General features: G+C 73.3%; 25 protein-coding genes. 17 read left to right on the plus strand and 8 right to left on the minus strand.

Annotated elements, in window-relative coordinates; translation table 11 throughout:
• The first annotated feature begins 118 nt into the window (after window positions 1–118).
• Genes ABZV94_RS31315 through ABZV94_RS31330 form a run of 4 tightly spaced genes read left to right on the plus strand, consistent with a single transcriptional unit; the run spans window position 119 to window position 2,018 of the window.
• Window positions 119–511 carry a hypothetical protein gene (locus ABZV94_RS31315; protein ID WP_356346331.1) on the plus strand — a complete coding sequence of 131 codons (393 nt, stop codon included), beginning with the start codon at window positions 119–121 and terminating at the stop codon, window positions 509–511.
• Window positions 508–984 carry a roadblock/LC7 domain-containing protein gene (locus ABZV94_RS31320; RefSeq protein ID WP_356346334.1) on the plus strand — a complete coding sequence of 159 codons (477 nt, stop codon included), beginning with the start codon at window positions 508–510 and terminating at the stop codon, window positions 982–984. Before ABZV94_RS31315 ends, ABZV94_RS31320 begins: the two co-directional genes overlap by 4 nt.
• Before the next feature lie 28 nt (window positions 985–1,012).
• Window positions 1,013–1,429 (plus strand): DUF742 domain-containing protein, encoded by a 417-nt coding sequence (locus ABZV94_RS31325; protein ID WP_175252445.1) that lies wholly within the window; start codon window positions 1,013–1,015, stop codon window positions 1,427–1,429.
• Window positions 1,416–2,018 carry an ATP/GTP-binding protein gene (locus ABZV94_RS31330; RefSeq protein WP_356346336.1) on the plus strand — a complete coding sequence of 201 codons (603 nt, stop codon included), beginning with the start codon at window positions 1,416–1,418 and terminating at the stop codon, window positions 2,016–2,018. Before ABZV94_RS31325 ends, ABZV94_RS31330 begins: the two co-directional genes overlap by 14 nt.
• 3 nt (window positions 2,019–2,021) lie before the next feature.
• On the opposite strand, the gene ABZV94_RS31335 is transcribed toward ABZV94_RS31330, so the two are convergent.
• The 8 genes from ABZV94_RS31335 to ABZV94_RS31370 all read right to left on the minus strand — a co-directional run bounded on the left by ABZV94_RS31335 (window position 2,022) and on the right by ABZV94_RS31370 (window position 9,637).
• Window positions 2,022–2,690, minus strand: coding sequence for an ABC transporter permease (locus ABZV94_RS31335; RefSeq protein ID WP_356346338.1), 669 nt, complete (start codon window positions 2,688–2,690; stop codon window positions 2,022–2,024).
• Window positions 2,687–3,340, minus strand: a complete 654-nt coding sequence (locus ABZV94_RS31340; protein WP_103811593.1) for an ABC transporter permease subunit — start codon at window positions 3,338–3,340, stop codon at window positions 2,687–2,689. The genes ABZV94_RS31335 and ABZV94_RS31340 overlap by 4 nt, the downstream gene beginning before the upstream one ends.
• Complete coding sequence (locus ABZV94_RS31345; protein WP_356346340.1) at window positions 3,337–4,470, minus strand: ABC transporter ATP-binding protein; 1,134 nt, start codon at window positions 4,468–4,470, stop codon at window positions 3,337–3,339. The genes ABZV94_RS31340 and ABZV94_RS31345 overlap by 4 nt, the downstream gene beginning before the upstream one ends.
• 318 nt (window positions 4,471–4,788) lie before the next feature.
• Window positions 4,789–6,096: a PP2C family protein-serine/threonine phosphatase gene (locus tag ABZV94_RS31350; protein ID WP_356346342.1), complete on the minus strand. Its 1,308-nt coding sequence runs from the start codon at window positions 6,094–6,096 to the stop codon at window positions 4,789–4,791.
• A gap of 81 nt (window positions 6,097–6,177) precedes the next feature.
• Window positions 6,178–6,585, minus strand: a complete 408-nt coding sequence (msrB, locus tag ABZV94_RS31355; RefSeq protein ID WP_356346344.1) for a peptide-methionine (R)-S-oxide reductase MsrB — start codon at window positions 6,583–6,585, stop codon at window positions 6,178–6,180.
• A gap of 15 nt (window positions 6,586–6,600) precedes the next feature.
• Window positions 6,601–7,992: a UDP-N-acetylmuramate--L-alanine ligase gene (gene murC, locus ABZV94_RS31360; protein WP_356346346.1), complete on the minus strand. Its 1,392-nt coding sequence runs from the start codon at window positions 7,990–7,992 to the stop codon at window positions 6,601–6,603.
• A gap of 136 nt (window positions 7,993–8,128) precedes the next feature.
• Window positions 8,129–8,602, minus strand: coding sequence for an indole-3-glycerol phosphate synthase (locus ABZV94_RS31365; RefSeq protein ID WP_356346347.1), 474 nt, complete (start codon window positions 8,600–8,602; stop codon window positions 8,129–8,131).
• Between the two features lie 165 nt (window positions 8,603–8,767).
• Window positions 8,768–9,637, minus strand: a complete 870-nt coding sequence (locus ABZV94_RS31370) for a pyrimidine reductase family protein (RefSeq protein WP_356346350.1) — start codon at window positions 9,635–9,637, stop codon at window positions 8,768–8,770.
• A gap of 37 nt (window positions 9,638–9,674) precedes the next feature.
• Between ABZV94_RS31370 and zapE the strand changes: the two genes are divergently transcribed.
• From zapE to ABZV94_RS31435, 13 genes are all read left to right on the plus strand, one after another.
• Complete coding sequence (zapE, locus tag ABZV94_RS31375) at window positions 9,675–10,778, plus strand: cell division protein ZapE (protein WP_356346352.1); 1,104 nt, start codon at window positions 9,675–9,677, stop codon at window positions 10,776–10,778.
• Window positions 10,779–11,005: 227 nt separating this feature from the next.
• Window positions 11,006–11,404, plus strand: coding sequence for a hypothetical protein (locus tag ABZV94_RS31380; RefSeq protein ID WP_356346355.1), 399 nt, complete (start codon window positions 11,006–11,008; stop codon window positions 11,402–11,404).
• A 78-nt stretch (window positions 11,405–11,482) separates the two neighbouring features.
• Window positions 11,483–12,061, plus strand: coding sequence for a carbonic anhydrase (locus tag ABZV94_RS31385; RefSeq protein WP_356346357.1), 579 nt, complete (start codon window positions 11,483–11,485; stop codon window positions 12,059–12,061).
• A gap of 8 nt (window positions 12,062–12,069) precedes the next feature.
• On the plus strand, window positions 12,070–13,548 hold the full coding sequence (locus ABZV94_RS31390; RefSeq protein WP_356346359.1) for a SulP family inorganic anion transporter: 1,479 nt from the start codon (window positions 12,070–12,072) through the stop codon (window positions 13,546–13,548).
• A gap of 103 nt (window positions 13,549–13,651) precedes the next feature.
• Complete coding sequence (locus ABZV94_RS31395; protein WP_356346361.1) at window positions 13,652–14,512, plus strand: slipin family protein; 861 nt, start codon at window positions 13,652–13,654, stop codon at window positions 14,510–14,512.
• Between the two features lie 41 nt (window positions 14,513–14,553).
• The gene (locus ABZV94_RS31400) at window positions 14,554–15,411 is read left to right on the plus strand and encodes a PPK2 family polyphosphate kinase (RefSeq protein WP_356346363.1); all 858 of its coding nucleotides are present in this window, start codon (window positions 14,554–14,556) and stop codon (window positions 15,409–15,411) included.
• A 154-nt stretch (window positions 15,412–15,565) separates the two neighbouring features.
• A complete protein-coding gene (locus tag ABZV94_RS31405) occupies window positions 15,566–17,134 on the plus strand; it encodes an FAD-dependent oxidoreductase (RefSeq protein ID WP_356346365.1) in 1,569 nt (522 codons plus the stop codon).
• A 63-nt stretch (window positions 17,135–17,197) separates the two neighbouring features.
• Window positions 17,198–18,043 (plus strand): polysaccharide deacetylase family protein, encoded by an 846-nt coding sequence (locus ABZV94_RS31410; protein WP_356346368.1) that lies wholly within the window; start codon window positions 17,198–17,200, stop codon window positions 18,041–18,043.
• A gap of 18 nt (window positions 18,044–18,061) precedes the next feature.
• Complete coding sequence (locus ABZV94_RS31415; protein ID WP_356346370.1) at window positions 18,062–18,244, plus strand: hypothetical protein; 183 nt, start codon at window positions 18,062–18,064, stop codon at window positions 18,242–18,244.
• Window positions 18,245–18,287: 43 nt separating this feature from the next.
• Entirely contained in the window at window positions 18,288–19,007 is a 720-nt protein-coding gene (locus ABZV94_RS31420; protein ID WP_356346372.1) for an aminoacyl-tRNA hydrolase, read from the plus strand.
• A 210-nt stretch (window positions 19,008–19,217) separates the two neighbouring features.
• On the plus strand, window positions 19,218–20,531 hold the full coding sequence (locus ABZV94_RS31425; protein WP_356346374.1) for a DUF692 domain-containing protein: 1,314 nt from the start codon (window positions 19,218–19,220) through the stop codon (window positions 20,529–20,531).
• A 99-nt stretch (window positions 20,532–20,630) separates the two neighbouring features.
• Entirely contained in the window at window positions 20,631–21,470 is an 840-nt protein-coding gene (locus tag ABZV94_RS31430) for a DUF4142 domain-containing protein (RefSeq protein ID WP_356346375.1), read from the plus strand.
• 97 nt (window positions 21,471–21,567) lie between these two features.
• On the plus strand, window positions 21,568–21,945 hold the full coding sequence (locus ABZV94_RS31435; protein WP_356346377.1) for a TIGR04222 domain-containing membrane protein: 378 nt from the start codon (window positions 21,568–21,570) through the stop codon (window positions 21,943–21,945).
• Window positions 21,946–21,971 lie beyond the last annotated feature (26 nt).

Below are 21,971 nucleotides of genomic sequence, written 5' to 3' on the forward strand. Positions count from 1 at the left end.
TGGAAGCCCGACCAGTACTCCAACCCCAACAACCCGCTCTCGCACTATCACTCGACCGGCCCCGAGCTGTGGGAGCAGACCGAGGGGAAGATCACGCACCGCCGGTGCCGCCCCGGCGGTGCCGGAGACCGTGGGACCGCTGGACGCGGAGGCCGTCCGCAGCGCGCTGGAGGAGTTCGAGGACGCGGTCGAACGCGCCCGACGGGACAGCGACACGGGCTCCTTCGCCCGCCCGGTGAGCATCGGTACGGCTCCTCAGGAGAGCGGCACGGCGACGCGCCCGGACGACGTGACCACGGCATCGCACCGGGCCCGCCCGGACAGCACCGGCGCGGTCACGCGCTCGTCCCACCCGGATGCCGCCCCGCCCCGCGCCGACGACACCCCGGCCGCCGACCCCCCACCGCACCCCGCCCCCACGCACCCCACGCCCGCGGACACCACCACCCCCACACCCCCGACCACCCCGCCGCACGACCCGAACCACCTTCCGGAAGGAGCCGAGCAGTGAGCACGTCGACAGGTGACAGCCCGACGGGCGGCACCACGCCGACCGACCTGCAGGCAGCCGCGGCCGACTTCACGTGGCTGCTGAACCGCTTCGCGACCGAGACCGCCGGCGTCGTCGACGCCATCGCCGTGTCCTCCGACGGCCTGCTGATCGCGGTGTCACAGCTGCGCGAGCACGCCGACTCCGAGCGGCTCGCGGCGATCGTGTCCGGCATCACCAGCCTGGCCGCGGGCGCCTCCGGCAACTACGGCCTCGGCGGACTGAACAAGGTCATCATCGATCTGGAGGGCGGCCACGTCATCGTCTCCGCGATCGGCAGCGGCGCCGTGCTCGGCGTCGTCACCGACAAGGAGGCGAAGCTCGGCAACATCGCCTACGAGATGACGCTGTTCGCCAACCGCGCCGGTGCCGCGCTGAGCCCGCAGCTCGTACTGGAGCTGAAGAACAGCGTGGGCTCGGCGGCGGCCCGCTGAGGAGGAGAAGGTTCCCATGGCGGACGGCATGGCGGACGGCATTCCGCCCCCGGGCCCGGACCCGGTCGGCCCCGTCCCCGCCGTACGGCCGTACCTGGTCACCGCAGGCCGGGTCGCGGACGCCGCCTCCGGCCGGGCGCTGCCCGTGGAGACCCAGGTGGTGTCCACCGCGGACGGTCTCGACGCGCTCGGCCGGCTCTCCTTCGAGCAGCACGACATCGTCGCCGCCTGCCGGCTGCCGCAGTCCCTCGCGGAACTCGCGGCCCGGCTGCGGCTGCATCTCAACGTGGTCCGCGTCCTGGCCGAAGACCTGCGCGAGGCGGGCCAGTTGGCGGTGTACGTGCCGGACGCCGAGGCCACCCACGACGCGTCCGTCCTGCGCAGGGTTATCGATGGCCTGCGGGCCATCCCCGACTCCCGAGGGGTACCGAGTGACACCGACTGAACCGCTCCTGGCCCGGGGCCCGGCCGCGCCGGCGGCGGTACGGCCGCCGCTGCCGGTGAAGATGGTGATCGCGGGCGGCTTCGGCGTGGGCAAGACCACGGCCGTCGGCGCGATATCGGAGATCGAGCCGCTGACCACCGAGGCGTCGATCACCGAGGTGGCGGCCGGCGTGGACGACCTGACGCACACCCCGCGCAAGACCACGACGACCGTCGCGATGGACTTCGGCTGCATCACCATCGACCCGACGTTGAAGCTGTACCTGTTCGGCACGCCCGGGCAGGAGCGGTTCGGGTTCATGTGGGACGACATCGTGGAGGGCGCGGTCGGCGGGCTCGTCATCGTCGACACCCGCCGGCTGGACGACTGCTACGCGGCCGTCGACTACTTCGAGCACAAGGGCATCCCGTTCGCCGTCGCGGTGAACGCCTTCGACGGCCGGGTGGAGCACTCCCTGGAGGACGTCCGCTGGGCACTGGACGTCTCCGACGGGGTGCCGGTCGTGGTGTTCGACGCCCGGGAGCGGGGCTCGGTGCGGGACGCGCTGCTCGTCGTACTCGACATCGCGCTGGCCCGCACCGAGCGGTGACCGTCAGGTGGCGCGGCGCACCCCCGGCGACACCGTGAGCCGGGACGCCGCCCAGAACACGGCGAGGGTCGCGAGGGCGAGGCCGGCGACGAGCGTGGCGCCGCCGACGACCTTCTCGTAGTTCTTCTGGTAGAGGCCGTCGATGATGTACCGGCCGAGGCCGCCCAGGCTGACGTAGGCGGCGATGGTGGCGGTGGAGACGATCTGGATGGCCGCCGTGCGCAGGCCGCTGAGGATCAGCGGGAGCGCGACCGGCACCTCCACCTGGAGCAGCACGCGCGCCTCGGGCATCCCCATGCCCCGGGCCGCGTCCACCGGGGAGGGATCGACGGAGCGGACCGCCTCGTAGGTGGTGACCAGGATCGGCGGTACGGCGAGCACGACGAGCGGGATCATCACCGGCAGCAGGCCGAAGCCGATCCAGATGAACATCAGCACCAGCAGGCCGAAGCTGGGCAGCGCGCGGCCGGCGGTGGCGACGAGCGCGAGGGCGTTGCCGCCGCGCCCGGTGTGGCCGGTGAGCAGGCCGACCGGCAGCCCGATCGCGGCGGCGATCAGCAGGGCTTCGACGGAGTACTTGATGTGCTCGGTGAAGCGGGTGGGGATGCCGTCGTAGCCGTGCCAGTGGGCGCTGTCGCTGAAGAAGGCGTGCGCGAAGTTCAGGACGTTCACCGGGCGGCACCCTTCCGCGGCATCCAGGGGGTGAGGAGGAGGCGGACGAGGACGAGGACGGCGTCCGCGAGGATGCCCAGCACCGCGATGGTCAGGACGGAGTTCACGGCCAGTGCGGGCCGGTGGTAGGTCTGGGCGTCGTACAGCATGTTGCCGAGGGCGCCCTGGTTGCCGATGAGCATGCCGACGCTGACCAGCGAGATGCTGGAGACGGTGGCCACCCGCAGGCCGGCGATGATCGCGGGTACGGCGATGGGCAACTGGACCTGGAAGTACCGGCGTACGGCCCCGAAGCCCATGGCCTGCGCGGCGGCCAGGGTCTCCGGCGGCACCGACCGGACGCCGTCCACGATGGCCGGGACGAGCACCACCAGGCTGTAGAGGGCGAGCGGGATCATCACCGTGGTCTCGCTCTGCCCGAAGTAGTCGATGAGGACGACGAAGAAGGCGAGCGAGGGGATGGCGTAGAGGACGGTGGTGATGCCGAGGACGGGCGGGTAGATCCAGCGGAACCGCACGCACAGCTGGGCGATCGGCAGGGAGACGAGCAGTCCGGCCAGCACCGGCAGCAGGGCCTCGCGCAGATGCAGCCCGATGAGGCCGAGGTAGCTGTGCTGGAGGTCGCTCGGGAGGTCGAAGAAGCCGCTCATCGCCCGGCCTTCGCGTCGGCGTGCTCCGCCACCGCGCTGTGGGCGGCGCGGATCGCCTCGCCGATGGCCTGCTGGGAGACGACGCCGACCGCGCGTCCCTCGCCGTCCACCGCGACGGCCCAGCCGGTCGGCGAGAGCACGGCCCCGTCGAGCGCGGTGCGCAGCGAGTCGGTGTCCGGCACGAACGGCCGGCCGTGGTCGAGGAGTTGCTCCCGGTCGATGGCGCCGGCGGTGAGCCGGTCCGGTTCGCTCCAGCCGAGCGGCCTGCCGTCGAGGTCGGTGACGAGGAGATAGGGGGCCGTGGCGGCGCGGGCGGCGAGCTTGCCGGCGTCGGCGTCGATCGGGACGATGGGTGCGGTCTCCAACTCCAGTCCCGCGGACGGGAAGAAGGAGAGCCGGCGGATGCCGCGGTCGGCGCCGAGGAAGTCCTCCACGAAGGGGTCGGCGGGCGCGCTGAGCAGTTCGGCGGGCGGGGCGAACTGGGCGAGCCGGCCGCCGGTGCGCAGCACGGCGACCTTGGTTCCCAGCTTGATCGCCTCGTCGATGTCGTGGGTGACGAAGACGATGGTCTTGCCCAGCTCGTCCTGGATGCGCAGGAGTTCGTCCTGGAGTCCCTTGCGGACGACGGGGTCGACCGCGGAGAACGGCTCGTCCATCAGCAGCACCGGCGGGTCGGCGGCGAGGGCGCGGGCCACGCCGACGCGCTGCTGCTGGCCGCCGGAGAGCTGGTACGGGTACCGCTTGGCCAGCGCGGAGTCGAGGCCCACGCGTTCCATCAGCTCGGCGCCCCGGGCCCGTGCCTTCTGCTTGGTCCAGCCGAGCAGGCGGGGCACGGTGGCGATGTTGTCGAGGATGGTGCGGTGCTGGAAGAGCCCGGCGTTCTGGATGACGTAGCCCATCGACCGGCGCAGGGTGTTGACCGGCTGCTGCCGGATGTCCTGGCCGTCGAGGAGGATGCTGCCCTCGCTGGGCTCCACCATCCGGTTGATCATCCGCAGGGTCGTCGTCTTGCCACAGCCCGAGGGCCCGACGAGGACGGTGATCGCGCGGTCCGGTATGTCCAACGACAGCCGGTCGACCGCGACCGTGCCGTCGGGATACCGCTTCGTGACTGAATCTATCCGTATCAAAACGCCGCGTACCCTTCGGGCGACCGTTCCTGGGCTGATGCGGGGAGAGTCTAGACCGCCAGTGTTTCAGCACTTTGGCGGGAGCGCGTTCGCTCCGCGCGCGGGCGGGCCGCCGGTGGAACCGGGGCATCACGTCACGGGGACCTCCCACTACCACGGGTGACGCGCCGCCACTTGAGGATCACGGTGAGCAACTGGCGTTGCTGTGCGGTCAGTTGCCTCTGCCGCGCCGCCTGCACGTGTTCACCGTTCTTGCGGCCACCGGCTTGACGCTGGGCCAGCGGCGACCGAGTCGTGGCCGCCCCCCCTGCGACGAGGTCAGCCGGCCGCCGCTCGCGCACTCCCCGCCCCCACCGTCGCCGAGCCTCCCTGTCTCGTGTGCGGGCGCGCCGCCAGGATCGCGACGTCGTCCTCGGCGTGGCGGGCGTCCAGGCGGCTGAGGATGGTGTCCAGGACCGCGTCGAGGGCGTCACCGGCGGTGAAGCGCAGGGCGGCCAGCCGGGCCAGGGAGCGGTCGATGTCCTCGCCGCGGCGTTCCACGAGCCCGTCGGTGAACGCCACGAGCGTCTGGCCGGGCGCGAGCCGGTGCGTGGCCGACTCGTACCCGCCGAGCCCGGTGCCCAGCGGCGGCCCGACCGGCACGGGCAGCAGGCTGGTCGAGCCGTCCGGGTCGATCAGCGCGGGCGGCAGATGGCCGGCGCTGGCGAGCGTGACCTGGCCCCGGCCGGGGTCGACGCGGGCGAGCAGACACGTCGCGGGCCTGCGCTCGCCCTCCCCGGAGGCGATGTCGTCCATCTGCCGCAGCACCCGGTGCGGGGGGAGGTCGGAGGAGGCGATGTAGCGCAGGGAGGACCGGTAGGCGCTCATGTCGACGGCGGACTCCAGGCCGTGCCCCATGACGTCACCGACGACCAGCAGGGTCCGGCCGAAGTGCAGCCGGACGGTCTCGCACCAGTCGCCGCCCACCAGGGTGCTCAGGCCCACCGGCAGATAGCGGATCGCCACGTCCAGGTTGGGGTGCGGCCGGCCGGGCTCGGCGAGCAGCGCGCGCTGGAGATCACCGGCGGTACGGCTGACCTGCTCGTGGACGCGGGCGTGCCGCAGGTGGGAGGCGGCGCGCTCGGCGAGCAGGGCGAGCAGTTCGGCCTCGGCCCGCCGCAGCGGCCCCCCGGGGCGCGCCCAGACCAGGACGCCGTACACCTCGTCCCCGCTGGTCAGCGGGGCGCACAGGCCGGTGCCGCGGGTGGTGCCCGCGTACTCCAGCCAGGGCTCCGGCGAGGCGCCGACGGCCGGGACGCGCGCCTCGCGGGCCGCCGCGGCGGCCCACCGGACATCGGGCAGCAGCCCGGCGTCCCCGGTGACCGCGTCGTACCCGGAGTCGGTGTCCGGGGTGCGGCACAGCACGGCGGCGGCTCCCCCGGCCAGCCGTACGGCGGCCCGGGTCAGCTCGGTGTGGGTGGTGGCCGCGTCGAGGGTCGTGCCGATCCCGGCCAGGGTCTCCCGCAGATCGGCCAGCCGCGCCTCGGCCCGCGGAGCCCGCTCGCCCTCGCCGGGGCCGCCGCCGTCGCGGCGGCGGGCTCGCTCGACGGACAGGGGCCTGCGACGGGACCGCATCCACCGCGCCACACCCAACACCCTCACAGGATCTCAAACCGGGGCGACCCGAGCACCGGCCCCGGCCGCCCCGGCGGTACCGCAGCGGGGGCCTCAGCCCTCCTGGGGCTCCAGCCGCAGGGAGATGGAGTTGATGCAGTACCGCTGGTCGGTCGGGGTCGGGTAACCCTCGCCCTCGAAGACGTGCCCGAGGTGGGAACCGCAGCGGGCGCAGCGCACCTCGGTGCGGACCATGCCGTGCGAGCGGTCCTCGACCAGTTCGACGGCGTCGGTGTCCTTCGGGTCGTAGAACGACGGCCAGCCGCAGTGCGACTCGAACTTGGTGTCGGAGGTGAACAGCTCGGCGCCACAGGCCCGACAGGAGTAGACGCCCTTGGTCTTGGTGTCCGTGTACTCACCGGTGAAGGCCGGCTCGGTGGCGGCCTGGCGCAGCACGGCGTATTCGGCGGGGGTCAGCTCCGCACGCCACTGCTCGTCCGGCTTCTCGACGTCGTACGACATCAGTTCTCAGCCCCTTTACTGCGACAGGCGGTCCAGGATCAGCGGGCCCAGGTCGGTCACGTCGCCCGCGCCCATGGTGAGAACGAGATCACCGGGCTTCGCCATTCCCGCGACCGCCGCGGGAATCTCCGCCTTGTCGGACACCGCGGTGACGTCGGCACCGGCCGCGCGCGCGGCGTCGATGATCAGCTCGCTGGTGACGCCGGGGATCGGGTCCTCGCGGGCCGGGTAGATGTCGAGGACCAGGGAGGCGTCGGCGAGGGCCAGCGCCTGCCCCATCTCCTTGCCCAGCTCCTGGGTGCGGGAGAACAGGTGCGGCTGGAAGACGACGAGGATCCGCGCGTCACCGGCGGCGGCGCGCATGGCCTCCAGGTCGGCGGTCATCTCGGTCGGGTGGTGGGCGTAGGAGTCGATCACCTGGACGCCGGCCGCCTCGCCCTTGAGCTGGAGGCGCCGCTTGACGCCGGTGTAGGCCGCGAGCGCGGGCGCCAGCTGCGCGGCCGGGATGCCGAGGGCGGCGCCGGCGGCGAGCGCGGCGACCGCGTTGAGGGCGTAGTGCCGGCCCGGCACGGACACCCCGAAGGTCAGCTCCTGGCCGTCCAGCACCACGGTGACCTGGCTCTTCAGCCCCTGCGGGACGACCGCGAGGACACGGACGTCGGCGTCGGCCGCCTCGCCGTAGGTCACGACCCGCACGTCCCGGCCCCGCACCCGCCGGGTCAGCTCGCGGGCGCCCTCGTGGTCGGCGGAGACGACCAGCGTGCCGCCCTCGGTGATCCGGCCCACGAAGGTCTCGAAGGACTCGTGGATCTCCTCGATCGAGGCGTAGTTGGCGTGGTGGTCCAGCTCGACGTTGAGGACGATGGCGACCTCGGGCGCGTACTTGTGGAAGCTGCGGTCCGACTCGTCGGCCTCGGCGACGAAGATGTCGCCTTCGCCGTGCAGCGCGTTGGAACCGGGCGCGTCCAGATCGCCGCCGATGGCGTACGACGGCTTCAGGCCCAGCTCGGTGAGCGAGACCGCCAGCATGGAGGTGGTGGTCGTCTTGCCGTGCGTACCGGCCACGGCGATCGGCCGCAGCCCCTCCATCAGCGCGGCCAGCGCGTCGGAGCGGTGCACCACGGGGATGCCCAGCTCGGCGGCGCGGACCAGCTCGGGGTTGTCCTTCCGGATCGCCGACGACACGACGACGCAGCTGGCGTCGTCGGCGAGGTGCTCGGCGGCGTGCCCGATGTGCACGGTCGCGCCCAGCGCGCGCAGCGCCTCGGCCGTCGCCGACTCCTTGGCGTCGCTGCCGGCCACCGCGGCCCCGCGCTGGGCCAGGATCTTGGCGATCCCCGACATCCCGGCGCCGCCGATGCCGATGAAGTGCGGTCGGTCCATGGCGTCAGGAAGGCCGGGTGCCATGCGTTTCTCCCCAGAGACGGTACGGGCTAGAGCAGGCCTAGCCTATGCGCTCGGGCACCGGGCGCCTCGCACGCACCCGCGCCCCGCGAACGCACCGCGACCCGAACGGCGCCCACCGGCCTGCGCGGCGGAGCGGCTAGGCCTTGCTGTGGGAGAACAGCTTCAGCACCGGCACCCCGACCTTGTGCCGGGCCCGGGAGGCCCAGTCCCGGTGGAAGAACTCCTCCACGTAGTGCGGGTCGGTCAGGACGATCACCTCGTCGGCGCCCACCTCGGCCACCAGCGACTTCAGCGCGTCCAGCGGGTGGTCCTCGACCAGCCGCCCCTCCGCCCGGCTCCCCGCGGAACGCAGGGCCTGGAGCGACACGTCGAGGGCCTGCTGTCCCACGCTCCGGGCCTCCTGGCCCTCCGGCGTCTCTCTTTCGCGCACCGCCTCGTCGAGTTCGCCGAGCGCGATGTCGTCGATGGCCCGCAGCAGCCGGTCCGCCTGCTCACCGCGCGGCTGGAGCAGGACGTGGAAGGAGACGGGCTCGTCCCCGTGCAAGGTGGTGACGAACTCCACGTCGGCGGACGTCAGGGCCTTCTCGATCATCAGAACGCTTGTGAACACCAGGCGCCTCTTCTCCTCGGAGGGCCCGGCAGGGCCCGTGCGGAAACCATCCTTCCCCGTGATCGCACGGGTACTGCCGGGCAGAGTCTGCCCGCCGGAAGCTAACCGGAATAGTCGATTCCGCCTATATCAGGACTGACAGTGACGTCAGCACCAACGGTGACGTCAGGACCGACAGTAACGACCGAACAGAAATCCGTCCTGCTCCAGCAGGGACACGAGAGCGAACCGGTGCGGCACGGCCACCGACGGCCCCCCGGCGATCCGCTGCGCGTTCCCGGCGGTGAGCGTCGGCGAGACGGTCAGGCACAGCTCGTCCAGCACCTCCGCGGCGATCAGCTGGCCGAGCAGCCGGGGCCCGCCCTCGGTGAGCAGCCGGGTGTGGCCGAGCCCGGCCAGGGCCTGGACCGCGCGGGCGGGCTCGACGCCCATGCCCTCGCCGGCGATCACCACCTGGGCGCCGGCCCGCTCGGCGGCGGCGATCCGGTCGGGCGCGGCGGCGGCACCGGTGAGGATCAGCGTGGGCACCAGCGGAGAGGTGAACAGCGGCAGCGTGAAGTCCAGCTCCAGGCTCGCGGTGACGACCGCGATCGCCGGGACCGGGGTCTGTCCGGCGGCCTCGCGGACCGCGGCGAACTCGTCCCGCACGCGGGCGGGACGGTACCCCTCCTGCCGCACCGTCTCCGCACCGACCACGACGACGTCCGCGAGCGCCCGCAGCGTGCCGAAGATCCGCATGTCGGCGGCGCTGGAGATGGGCTGCGAGCGGCCCTCGTGCTGGGCGGCTCCGTCGAGCGAGGAGACCATGTTGGCCCGCAGCCACGGCCGCGGGGCGCCCGGCGCGGGCTCCGGGTAGGCGTACGCGGCGGCCAGCTCGGCGAGGCTCCACTCCCGGTCCGCGCCGACGGCGGCCCCCGCGGCACCGCCCCGACCTGCCGCGTCCGCCTCCCCCGCCGGCCCCCGGCCGGCGGTCTCGGCGCCCCTCGCGGGGGCCTGGGCTGCTGTTTCTTCGGTCACAGGGAACAGGCGTCGCATGCCGTGCAGTGTGACACGGCGCTTAGCATGGACAACTGTGTCGTCCTCCACCGCCGCCCCCGGTTCCAGTCCGTTGCCGGAAGCCGGCCCCCTGTCCCTGTGCGCCCGCGAGCCGCACGTGCCCGCGGAGCGGCTGGTCGCCGAGATGGTGCCGCCGCCGCGCTTCGACTCGGTCCGCTTCGCCACGTACATCCCGGACCCGAACCAGCCGAGCCAGACCGAGGCCGTCCGGGTCCTGGAGGGCTTCGCGGCCGGGCTCGGCGGAGCGCACGCCTCCGGCGCGGGCAGGCGCGGCCTGTTCGGCTTCGGCCGGGCCAAGGCGCCCAAGGCCCCGGCCGGCCCGCGCGGGGTGTACCTGGACGGCGGGTACGGCGTCGGCAAGACCCACCTGCTCGCCTCCCTGTGGCACGCCACCCCGGCCGATCCGTCCCGCAAGGCGTTCGGCACCTTCGTCGAACTGACGAACCTGGTCGGCGCGCTCGGCTTCCAGCAGACGGTGCGGACGCTCTCCGAGCACCGGCTGCTGTGCATCGACGAGTTCGAGCTGGACGACCCCGGCGACACGGTCCTGGTCTCGACACTGCTCGGCAAGCTGGTCGAGGCGGGCGTGGCGCTCGCCGCCACCTCCAACACGCTGCCCGGAAAGCTGGGCGAGGGCCGGTTCGCCGCCGCCGACTTCCTGCGCGAGATCCAGGGCCTGTCGGCCCACTTCCGCACCCTGCGCATCGACGGCGAGGACTACCGTCACCGCGGCCTGCCCGAGGCCCCGGCGCCCTTCTCCGACGAGGAGGTCACGAAGACCGCGTTCGGCACCGAGGGCGCCTCGCTGGACGACTTCGCGCATCTGCTGGAGCACCTGGCGAAGGTGCACCCGAGCCGCTACGGCGCGCTGACCGACGGGGTGCGGGCGGTGTGCCTGACCGGTGTGAAGCCGGTTCCGGACCAGTCGACGGCGCTGCGCCTGGTGGTGCTCGCGGACCGGCTCTACGACCGCGAGGTCCCGGTGCTGGCCTCGGGGCTGCCGTTCGACCGCCTGTTCAGCGAGGAGATGCTGAACGGCGGCTACCGCAAGAAGTACTTCCGCGCGATATCCCGGCTCACCGCGCTGGCGCGGGACGCGGAGGGGCTGCTCGGCGCCTAGGGCCTCTCGTTACGAAAGACCCCAGACCCCCGGCCGCCTGATAGTCGATCAACACCTGCGGGTCAAGGGCGGGATCACGCCACGCCACCCGCACTTTTCACGCTCTCTTGTGCGCGTAACGCGCAGTTAACCCTGCAAAGGTCTTTGCCGGGTTAACGTGTTTCTTGACCATCCATTGACCAACCTTTGGTCTGGACAAGAAACGCGAACGCGGCGGAGGGGGGCTCATGTTCCGAGGTACGACCGCCAGAACACTGCTCACCCTCCTCGGCGTGACACTGCTCGCCTTCCAGCTCTTCACTCCCGCGGGATCATTCGCACCCGCGCACACGTTCGGTCAGGCACTGGCCAAGGCCGAGACCGGAAGCACCCCCTCCGCACCGCCGGCGCGCGAAGGGGCGACGGACAAGGTCCGCGCCCCCGGCTGCCCGGGCGACCCCATGGGCCTCCCACACGTCCGCGACCGGCAGCGCGGCCCGGCCTCCGGCTGCGCCCAGGAACACGCCCTGATATCCGGCCGGACGGCCGCGGCGGGACCGCCGGAGCCCTCCGCCGGAGCGCACCACCCCCCTGCGAGAGCGTCCAGAGCCCACACCCCGGCAGCGCTCCAGGTCTTCCGCTGCTGACGGACACGCGGCTCTCCCCCCACAACCGTCGTTCAAGTCCGACGCGCCGGGCAGGCGCGCCAGGAGGAACCCACACACATGCAGCCCCTCATCGACAACGCCCGTACGTTCGGACAGCGCCCTGAGGAGTTCGCCAAACTCGCCGCAGGCCAGTCCCCGCAGGTGCTGTTCATCACCTGCTCCGACTCCAGGGTCGTGCCGGCCCTGATCACGGGCGCCCGCCCCGGCGAGCTGTTCGAGCTGCGCACCGCGGGCAACATCGTCCCGCCCTACGCCTCCGAGCACCCCACCAGCGAGGCGGCCACCATCGAGTACGCCGTGGAGGTGCTCGGCGTCCGCGACATCGTGGTCTGCGGCCACTCGCACTGCGGCGCCGTCGGCGCGCTGGTGCGCGGTGACGACCTGACCGCCGTACCGGCCGTGCGCGACTGGCTGGCGTCCGCCACCCCGCGCCCGGCCGTCGCGGCCGAGGACCCGGAGGTCGCCGAGGGCGTGCAGAGCCATGTACTGACCCAGCTCCTGCGACTGCGCTCGTACCCCTGCGTCGAACGCCGGGTGAAGGAGGATCAGCTGGCCCTGCACGCCTGGTACTACGAGGTGCACACCGGCGCCGTACGGACGCACCGCCCGCAGACCGACACCTTCGAGGCCCTGTGAGCGCGCCGATGACCGACAACCGCACCCTCATATCCCGTTTCCCCCATCTGCGGCAGGACTTCGCCGCGTCCCTGGTGGTCTTCCTGGTCGCGCTGCCGCTGTGCGTGGGCGTGGCCGTCGCCTCCGGGGTGCCCGCCGAACTCGGCCTGGTCACCGGCATCGTGGGCGGCATCGTCACCGGGCTGATGCGCGGCAGCAGCCTCCAGGTGTCGGGACCGGCGGCCGGCATGACCGTGCTCGTCTTCGAGGCGGTCAAGGAGTTCGGGCTGCCCGCACTCGGCGTGATCGTGCTCGTGGCCGGCATGCTCCAGGTGGCCATGGGCCTGATGCGGCTGGGCCGTTACTTCCGCGCCATCTCGGTCTCCGTCGTCGAGGGCATGCTGGCCGGAATCGGCCTGGTCATCATCGCCGGGCAGGTGTACCCGGCGCTGGCGGCGAAGGCACCCGACTCCGGCCTGGGCAAGATCGCCGGGGTGCCCGGCGCGTTCCTGGACGCGCTCGGCGACACCGGCGCCCTGGCCTCGCTGGCGGTGGCGGCGGGCACGGTCGCGGTGCTGCTGCTGTGGAAGCACACCCCGGCGAAGGTGCGGGCGGTGCCCGGCCCGCTCGCCGCGGTCGGGCTCGCCACGCTGGCCGCGTTCGCGCTGGACCTGCCGGTGGCCACCGTCGAGGTGCAGGGACTGCTCGGCTCGATCCAGCCACCGCCGCTCAGCGCGTTCGGCGAGCTGGCCGGCGTGGGGCTGCTGGGGACGGTCGTCGCCTTCACCCTGATCGCCTCCGCCGAGTCGCTGTTCAGCGCGGCGGCCGTGGACCGGCTGCACTCCGGTCCGCGCACCCAGTACAACAAGGAACTCGTCGCCCAGGGCACCGGCAACATGGTGTGCGGGGTGCTCGGCGCGCTGCCGATGACGGCGGTGATCGTGCGCAGCGCGGCCAATGTGCAGGCCGGTGCCCGGACGAAGGCCTCCCGGGTCATGCACGGCGTCTGGCTGCTGCTCTTCGCGGCGCTGCTGCCCGAGGTGCTGGCCTACATCCCGATCCCGGCCCTCGCGGGCATCCTGATCCACGCGGGCGCGAAGCTGATCCCGCTCCGCGCCCTGACCGTGCTGTGGCGCGAGCACCGCGGGGAGGCGCTGGTCCTCACCACCACGGCCGTCTCCATCGTGGCGGTCAGCATGTTCGAGGGCGTGCTCATCGGCCTCGCGCTGGCGGTGGTGAAGACCGCCTGGGAGGCCTCGCACGTCAAGCTGGAGATCGTGGACAAGGGAGCGGGCCCGATCGAGGCGCACCTGGCCGGGAACGCCACCTTCCTGCGGCTGCCGAAGATCCTCGACAGCCTGGAGTCGCTGCCCCAGGACCGCCCGGTCCGGCTCGACCTGTCCGGGCTGCACCACCTGGACCACGCCTGCCGTACGGCCCTGGAGAACTGGGCCGCGCGGCACAGCGCGGCGGGCACGGAGCCCGTGAAGCTGCTCATGGCCGCGTGACGCCCGCCCGTGGGGCCGGGACGCCGGGACCTCTCGGCATCCCGGCCCCACGGGCCTATCGTGGCAACAGCAGACAAACCGGCCTCTGGGTGAGGAGGTCACCATGGTCGAGGACCTTGTGGTGACCCTGGCGGCGCTGGGTTCCGCCGGTGTGGTGTACCTGGCGATGGCGGCGCGGGTGATCAAGCAGTACGAGCGCGGTGTGCTGTTCCGGCTCGGCCGGGTCACCGGGGAGGTGCGGTCGCCGGGCCTGAACCTGATCATCCCCTTCGTGGACCGGCTGCCGAAGGTCAACATGCAGATCGTGACCCTGCCGATCCCGGCACAGGAGGGCATCACCCGCGACAACGTCACCGTCCGGGTGGACGCGGTGGTCTACTTCCGGGTGGTCGACGCGACGAGCGCCCTGGTGAAGGTCGAGGACTACAAGTTCGCGGTGTCGCAGATGGCGCAGACGTCCCTCAGGTCGATCATCGGCAAGAGCGACCTGGACGACCTGCTGTCCAACCGCGAGAAGCTCAACCAGGGCCTGGAGCTGATGATCGACAGTCCGGCGGTGGGCTGGGGCATCCAGGTCGACCGGGTCGAGATCAAGGACGTGTCGCTGCCGGACACGATGAAGCGGTCGATGGCCCGCCAGGCCGAGGCGGACCGCGAGCGCCGGGCCCGGATCATCAACGCCGACGCGGAACTGCAGGCGTCCAAGAAGCTCGCCGAGGCCGCCCAGCAGATGTCGGGGACACCGGCCGCGCTCCAGCTGCGGCTGCTGCAGACGGTGATGGCGGTGGCGGCCGAGAAGAACTCGACGCTGGTCCTGCCCATCCCGGTGGAGCTGCTGCACTTCCTGGAGCGGGGCGCGCAGCCCTCGCTGACGGAGAAGCCGGAGAGGCCGGAGAAGCCGGAGAAGGAGGAGCAGGACCGGGAGCCCGCGGCGCACACCGACGGCGGACCGCATCCCGGCTGACGGGCACACCGGGACACCCGGCCCCGGCGGAAGGAGCGCGTGTGCGGAACAAGCCGGCCAGGAAGCTCCAGGAACTGCTGCGGCTGCCACCGGGCGAGCGGGTCGACCTGTCCCGGTACGACGCCCGGGCCACCCCGGGCGCCCCCGACGGCAAACCGGCGGCGCGGGCGGACGCGGACCGCATGGGCAGGCAACTGGCCCGGCTGCAGGAACGGCTGTGGGCGGCGGCCACCGCGGGCGACCACCGCCGGGTGCTGCTGGTGCTCCAGGGCATGGACACCAGCGGCAAGGGCGGCACGGTCAAGCACGTGATCGGCCAGCTCAACCCGTCGGGGTGCCGGATCACGGCGTTCAAGGCGCCCACCGAGGAGGAGCGGCGGCACGACTTCCTGTGGCGGGTGCGGCGGGCGCTGCCCGAGCCGGGCGAGATCGGCATCTTCGACCGCTCGCACTACGAGGACGTGCTCATCGCCCGGGTCCGGCATCTCGCCCGGCCGGCCGAGATCGGCAGCCGCTACGGCCTGATCAACGACTTCGAGCGCTCCCTCGCCGAGGACGGCGTCACCCTCGTCAAGTGCTTCCTGCACCTCTCCTACGACGAGCAGCGGCGCCGTCTGCTGCGCCGCCTGGACCGCCCCGACAAGCACTGGAAGTTCGATCCCGGCGACATCGACGAGCGCGCCCTGTGGCCCGACTACCAGAGGGCGTACGAGCTGGCCCTGGAGCGCTGCGCGGCGCCGTACGCGCCCTGGTACCTGGTCCCGGCGGACCGCAAGTGGTACCGCAACTGGGCCATCAGCCGGCTGCTGCTGGAGCGGCTGCGGGAGCTGGACCCGCGGTACCCGGAGGCGGACTTCGACGTGGCGGAGTGCCGGGAGCGACTGCTGAAACAGCCGTGAACGGGGCCGGCCGCACCGTGGCGAGAAGACGTCGACCGGAGCGGGACTCCCCCGGCAGCCGGCCCCTGACCGGGCCGGACCGCGGCACGAGCAGGCAGACGGACGCGCCGCCCGATGCGGACGTGAGCGGGGGCGGCCGGGGTACCCGGCGGGCATGCACGAGCAGCGGAAGGTCACCGATTCGTACTGGCTGCGGACCGCCCCGGGGCCGTCCCATCCCGCCCTGGACGGGGATCTCGACGTGGACGTGGCCGTCATCGGCGGGGGCATCGCCGGGCTGAGCACCGCCTACGAGCTGGCCCGGGCCGGGCGGCGGGTGGCGGTGCTGGAGGCCGGGCGGGTCGCGGCCGGCGTCACCGGCTACACCACCGCCAAGCTGACGGCCCAGCACACCCTGGTCTACGACCGGCTCCGGCGCACCCGGGGAGCGCAGGGGGCGCGGCTGTACGCCCGTTCGCAGTCGGAGGCGATCGAGCACGCTGCGGCGCTGGCGGCCGAGCTGGGTGTCGACTGCGAGTGGGAGACCAGGGACGCCTACACCTACGTCCGGGACCGGTCGCGGGTGGACGAGGTGCGCGCGGAGGCGGAGGCCGCCAGGGAGGCGGGGCTGCCGGCCGTGTTCACGACGGAGACCGGGCTGCCGTTCCCGGTGGCGGGCGCGGTGCGGGTGACGGGGCAGGCCCAGTTCCACCCGGTCAAGTACCTGCGGGCGGTCACCGCGGATCTGCTCGCGCGCGGCGGCGAGGTGTACGAGCGGACGCGGGTCACCGGTCTGACGGAGGGCGAACCGTGCCGGCTGACGACGGAGGCGGGCGCGACGGTGACGGCCCGGGACGTCGTGGTCGGCACGCACTATCCGGTGTTCGACCGCGCCCTGCTGTTCACCCGGCTCTCCCCGCGCCGGGAACTGGTCGTCGCGGGGCCGCTGGGCGACGGGCCGGACCCCCACGGGATGTACATCACGCCGGACGAGAACACCCGCTCGGTGCGCACGGCGCCGTACGGCCCGGACGGGCAGCGGCTGCTGGTCGTCACCGGTGAACACTTCACGCCCGGCACCGGCGATCCGCAGGCGGGGTTCGAGCGGCTCGCCGGCTGGGCCGAGGTGCACTTCCCCGGGGTGCGGCTGGACCATGCCTGGGCCACGCAGGACAACGAGTCCACCGACACCGTCCCGCTGGTCGGCCCCCTCCACCCCGGCGCCCGGCACGCCTATGTCGCCACGGGCTTCGGCGGCTGGGGTCTGAGCAGCGGCATCATGGCCGGGCTGCTGCTGGGCGCCCTGATCACCGGCCGGGACCGCGCCTGGCAGGAGCTGTACGACCCGCGCCGGCTGAAGTCGGTGGTGCGCGAGGCGCCCTCGCTGCTGAAGACCCAGGTCGAGGTCGCCCGGCACTTCGTCGGCGACCGGCTGAAACCGCCGGTGCCGGTGGACGACCTGGCCCCGGGCGACGGCGCGCTGGTCCGCTCCGGCAGCGAACGGCTCGCGGTCCACCGAGACGACGAGGGCGTCCTGCACGCCGTCTCGGCCCGCTGCACCCACCTCGGCTGCCTGGTCTCGTTCAACCGGGCGGAACGCGCCTGGGAGTGCCCCTGCCACGGCTCGCGCTTCGACGTGGACGGCAGGGTGCTCCAGGGGCCGGCGGTCACACCCCTGGAGCGACGCGCACTGGACCTTCCTCCGACCGATCCCGGAGGGGAGCAGTCGCCGCCGCGCGGGTGACCGTACCGCCGCGCCACGGAACATATCGGCATACAAGCAGACATTCAGTCCTACGTTCGTACGGTGATCCCACGAGCACGTCATCTCACCGCCGTCTGCCTCCTGGGCGCGGCGCTCACCGCCTGCGGCACCGCGGGCGGTGAGCGGCCCGCCCCGGCCGCCTCCCGCGTCTCCGCGCCCCCCTCCTCCACCCGTCCGCCCGTGCTCGCACCGGGCCCCGGCGGGCTGACCCCGGTCTTCGAGCACGGCTCGCGCACCCGGGGCAAGACCGTCGCGCTGACCTTCGACGCCGACATGACCGCCGACGAGGGGCCCCGCGCGGCCTCCGGCGAGCACTTCGACAACCCGGGCCTGATCAACGCCCTGCGCACGCTGAAGGTGCCGGCGACCGTCTTCATGACCGGCCGGTGGGCCGACCAGTACCCGGCCGAGGCCCGCGCCCTGGGCCACGACCCGCAGTTCGAGGTGGCCAACCACTCCTGGAGCCACTACGCGTTCACCGCCGACTGCTACGGCCTGCCGACGGTCGACGCCGACGGGATGCGGGCGGACGTGCAGCGGGCGTACGCCTCCCTGCGCGCGGCCGGCGTGCCGCACGCGATGCCGTACTTCCGCTTCCCCGGGGGCTGTTACGACCAGCGGGCGCTGCGCGCGCTGAGCGGCCTCGGGGTGACCGCCGTGCAGTGGGACGTGGTCAGCGGGGACGCGTTCGCCACGGACGCCGACGCGGTGGTCAAGCAGGTCCTCGACGGGGTGAAGCCGGGCTCGGTGGTCGTCATGCACTGCACCCGCAGCGCCGCCCCGACGACCGAGCGGGTGGTCCGCACGGTCGTACCGGAGCTGCGCGAGCGCGGCTACCGGTTCGTGAAGGTCTCCGAGCTGATCGGGCAGAGCGACGCGCACCGCTGACCGTCCTACGCTGAGGGCATGAGCGACGAGGACTACTGCACGATCGCCGACGCGGTGAAGCCGGCCAAGGCCGACGGACCGCCGTACGCGGAGTGCGTGCTGTGCCGGAAACCGACGGAGTACCCGGAGTCGTACAAGGGCATCACGCTGTGCCCCGTCTGCGAATGGCAGGAGGCACAGCGCACGGCCTGCTCGGGCTGACCGGCGGAGGCGGACCGGCCACGAACACGTAGGCTGGGCTCCCGTGAGCCAGGTTCCCTCCCCTACCACCGACAGCCCCGCCCAGCCCGCGCGCGACGCGCGCGACGAGGCGCCCCAGTTCGTCCTGCCGCTGGTGGTGCGGATCGAGCGGGGTGCCCCGCCGGCCCGTACCGACGCGCTGGAGACGGCCGCCCGTGCCGTCCTGACCCTGCTCGGCGACGAGCGGGCGCACGGCGACGGGGAGTGGGCCGAGGCGGTACGCGGCTGGGAGGACGCCCGGATCCGCAAGGTGGTCCGGCGGGCCCGGGGCGCCGAGTGGCGGCGCGCCGAGGCGCTGCCCGGCATCACGGTGAACGGCGCGTCCGCGGAGGTCCGGGTCTTCCCGCCGGTCCCGCTGGACGGCTGGCCGAAGGACCTGGCCAGGCTCCAGGTGTCCGGCACCGAGCTGGACGACCCGGAACCCCCCGCTCCGGCCGACCCGGCCGACCGGCCCGTGCTCTGGCTCAACCCGGACCTGGAGATGTCGGCCGGCAAGGCGATGGCCCAGGCCGGCCACGGCGCCCAGCTGGCCTGGTGGGCCCTGCCGGACACGGCCCGCACCGCCTGGCGCGACGCCGGCTTCCCCCTCTCCGTCCGCACGGCCACCCCGGCCGACTGGCCCCGCTTGACCGCCGGCGGCCTGCCCGTGGTCCGCGACGCCGGTTTCACGGAGATCGCCCCGGGCTCCTGCACGGTGGTGGCGGAACACCCGGCCTTGCGCTGACCGGGGAACGGGGCGACCGCACCCCTGTCCCGCGGGCCCGCCGGAAGCCGCACCCCCTGCTCACCGTCGCGGTCGCCGCGCCGCCGAGGGCCGGGCGGCCGCAACCTCAAATGTTGCTCTGAACGCGACAGCAGGGGGTTCGTCGGCGGTCGCCGGGGCCATATCCCCGTCACTCGACGCAGTGGCACGGGCCGAGGAGGGGGAGGCAGCATGCGGCGACTGGGGACCGGGATCGGATGGCGGCCGGAGATCGCGGAGGCCGTGGAGGGGATGCCCGGCATCGACTGGGTGGAGGTCGTGGCGGAGAACGTCTGCCCCGGGCACCTGCCCGAGTCGCTGCTGCGGCTGCGCGAGCGCGGTGTGACGGTGGTCCCGCACGGCGTCTCCCTCGGTCTCGGAGGCGCGGACCGGCCCGACGAGGGGCGGCTGACGGCGCTCGCCGAGCGGGCGGAGGCGCTCGGGTCGCCGCTGGTCACCGAGCACATCGCCTTCGTCCGGGCGGGCGGTGCGCTCACCGCCTCGCCGCGCCTGGAGGCCGGCCATCTGCTGCCCGTGCCGCGCACCCGGGACGCGCTGGACGTGCTGTGCGAGAACGTCCGCATCGCGCAGGACGCGCTCCCGGTGCCGCTGGCCCTGGAGAACATCGCCGCGCTGTTCTCCTGGCCGGGCGAGGAGCTGACCGAGGGCCAGTTCCTGTCCGAGCTGGTCGAACGGACCGGCGTACGCCTGCTGATCGACGTGGCCAACCTGCACACCAACCACGTCAACCGGGGCGAGGACCCGGCCGAGGCGCTGGCCGCGCTGCCCCTGGAGGCGATCGCCTACGTCCATGTCGCGGGCGGCTTCGAGCGCGACGGCGTGTGGCACGACAGCCACGCGCACCCCGTGCCGCGTCCGGTCCTCGGCATCCTGACCGATCTCGCCGCCCGGGTCGCTCCGCCGGGCGTGCTCCTGGAGCGGGACGAGAACTTCCCCGGCCCGGCGGAGCTGGAACGGGAGCTGGACGCGATCCGGGCAGCGGTGGCGGCCGGGCGCGCGGCGGAGCGTGCGGTGGCGGGTACGGCGCGGCTGCCGGCCCTTCCGGGTGCGCGGACCGGCGGTGTGGGGGTCCTGACCCGGCCGGTGGCGGGCGTGCGGGAGCGCGTCGGGGTGGCGCAGACGGCCGTGTTGTCGTCCCTGGTGGCGGGGACGCCGGTGCCCGAGGGGTTCGACCGGGTGCGGATGGGGGTGCAGGCGCGGGCCCTCGCGGCGAAGCGGGCGGGGGTCGTGGCGAAGGTGGCGCCCGAGCTTCCCGTGATTCTGGGGGCGGGGTACCGGGAGGCGTTCCTGGAGTACGCGCGGCAGCGTCCGATGCGCGGGGGGTACCGGCTGGACGCGCTGGACTTCGCCGGACACCTGCTGAAGCTGGGGCGGCCGGAGGACGCGGGGGCGCGGCGCGAGCTGCGGGACTGGTGGCTGCACCGCTCGGGACCGGCACCGCGGAAGCGGGGGCTCGTGGAGCGGGTGCTGCGACGCCGCGTCTGACAGCGGCGCACCCGCCCCCGCGGGCTCTGCGAGGCCCCCAGTAATATGCCAACCCCGCACCCGCCCCCAGCACACCCGGCGTGCGGTGCAGGAGGCACCATGCGACCGCGACCGCGACCCCCGATCAACGGCCGAGGCATATTCAGCGGCACCGGGCTCATCGTCGTCGCCCTGGCGGCGACGGTCGTCGCGCTGCTCGTCCCGCTGTGGTCGTACGCCGACCGGCAGGACGATCCGGCGAGCGCGAGCGTGCTCAGCGCGCGGACGGTGACGACGCCGTACGGCCCGCTGTCCGCGCAGGACCGGGACTTCGTCACCAAGGTGCGGCTGGCCGGGCTCTGGGAGCTGCCCGCCGGTGAGCTGGCGCAGCGCAAGGGGACCACGCCCGCCGTCCGCACGGCCGGACGGCATCTCGTCGACGGCCACACCTCCCTCGACGCGCACGTCCGGACGGTCGCCATCCAGCTCGGCATCGCCCTGCCCAACGACCCGAACGAGCAGCAGAAGCAGTGGCTCTCCACTCTGGACACGGCGCAGGGCCAGGACTTCGACCGCCAGTTCGCCGGCCTGCTGAGGCTCGCGCACGGCCGGGTGTTCTCCCTGGTCGCGCAGATCCGGGCCGGCACGCAGAACTCGCTGGTCCGTGATCTCGCCGACGACGCCAACGCCACGGTCCTGGACCACATCAAGGTCCTGGAGGCGACCGGGTACGTCGACTTCGCCGCACTGGCCGAGGATCTCGCGGCCTCCGCCTCCCCGGTGCCGACCCCGCCGGAGGTCGATCCGAGCGCGGCCGTACCGGTCGAGCCGTCGGAGGGCCGGACGCCGCAGGAACAGACATCGCAGGAGCAGACCTCGCAGGAGCAGACCTCGCCCGGCGAGACCGTCTCGCTCCCGCCCGCCACCAGCAGCCCGCCGCCGGTCACGAGCAGCCCCTGACCAGCCCGAAAAGCGGAACGTCACAGACCGGCAACACTCCGTCCGGATCGTGAAATGGCCATGGCGCCCGCCCAGTCCCCTGGCATAGAAACACGTCATGTTCTGGGTCCTTCTCCTGCTCCTGGCCTGGGCTTTCGCCGGTACGGCCTGTACCCGGCTGTGCCTGGCGGCCGTCCGCTCGGCAGCCGCGGACGCGCGTGACACGACGACGGACGGGGAGCGTGATCTGACCCTGTACGAGGCGGCGTTCCTCTCCGGCGGCCCCGCGCGGGTCGCCGATGTGACCATGGTCTCCATGGCCCGCCAGCGCCGGCTGCTGCTCGCCCACACCGGCTGGGCCACGGTCGTGGACCCGCGGGGGCGCGACGAGATGGAGCGGTCGGTCATAGGGGCCATAGGGCCCGAGCCCAGACCACGTTGTAGCCGCCGGCGGCGTTCCAGCCCGTGGCGTTCACCGTCGCCTCGCCGCCGCTGAGCTTCCAGGGGCCGCGGTTGAGGAGG

This window comes from Streptomyces sp. NPDC004658, from assembly GCF_040609555.1.
Lineage (GTDB): Bacteria > Actinomycetota > Actinomycetes > Streptomycetales > Streptomycetaceae > Streptomyces.

What these genes read in the sequence shown, in the direction of transcription:
- ABZV94_RS31325 (WP_175252445.1), top strand. Translation starts at nt 1,013, where the DNA reads ATGGCGGACGGCATTCCGCCCCCGGGCCCGGACCCGGTCGGCCCCGTC.
- ABZV94_RS31340 (WP_103811593.1), bottom strand. Translation starts at nt 3,340, where the DNA reads ATGAGCGGCTTCTTCGACCTCCCGAGCGACCTCCAGCACAGCTACCTC.
- msrB (WP_356346344.1), bottom strand. Translation starts at nt 6,585, where the DNA reads ATGTCGTACGACGTCGAGAAGCCGGACGAGCAGTGGCGTGCGGAGCTG.
- murC (WP_356346346.1), bottom strand. Translation starts at nt 7,992, where the DNA reads ATGGCACCCGGCCTTCCTGACGCCATGGACCGACCGCACTTCATCGGC.
- ABZV94_RS31370 (WP_356346350.1), bottom strand. Translation starts at nt 9,637, where the DNA reads ATGCGACGCCTGTTCCCTGTGACCGAAGAAACAGCAGCCCAGGCCCCC.
- ABZV94_RS31380 (WP_356346355.1), top strand. Translation starts at nt 11,006, where the DNA reads ATGTTCCGAGGTACGACCGCCAGAACACTGCTCACCCTCCTCGGCGTG.
- ABZV94_RS31385 (WP_356346357.1), top strand. Translation starts at nt 11,483, where the DNA reads ATGCAGCCCCTCATCGACAACGCCCGTACGTTCGGACAGCGCCCTGAG.
- ABZV94_RS31390 (WP_356346359.1), top strand. Translation starts at nt 12,070, where the DNA reads ATGACCGACAACCGCACCCTCATATCCCGTTTCCCCCATCTGCGGCAG.
- ABZV94_RS31395 (WP_356346361.1), top strand. Translation starts at nt 13,652, where the DNA reads ATGGTCGAGGACCTTGTGGTGACCCTGGCGGCGCTGGGTTCCGCCGGT.
- ABZV94_RS31405 (WP_356346365.1), top strand. Translation starts at nt 15,566, where the DNA reads ATGCACGAGCAGCGGAAGGTCACCGATTCGTACTGGCTGCGGACCGCC.
- ABZV94_RS31415 (WP_356346370.1), top strand. Translation starts at nt 18,062, where the DNA reads ATGAGCGACGAGGACTACTGCACGATCGCCGACGCGGTGAAGCCGGCC.
- ABZV94_RS31425 (WP_356346374.1), top strand. Translation starts at nt 19,218, where the DNA reads ATGCGGCGACTGGGGACCGGGATCGGATGGCGGCCGGAGATCGCGGAG.
- ABZV94_RS31430 (WP_356346375.1), top strand. Translation starts at nt 20,631, where the DNA reads ATGCGACCGCGACCGCGACCCCCGATCAACGGCCGAGGCATATTCAGC.
- ABZV94_RS31435 (WP_356346377.1), top strand. Translation starts at nt 21,568, where the DNA reads ATGTTCTGGGTCCTTCTCCTGCTCCTGGCCTGGGCTTTCGCCGGTACG.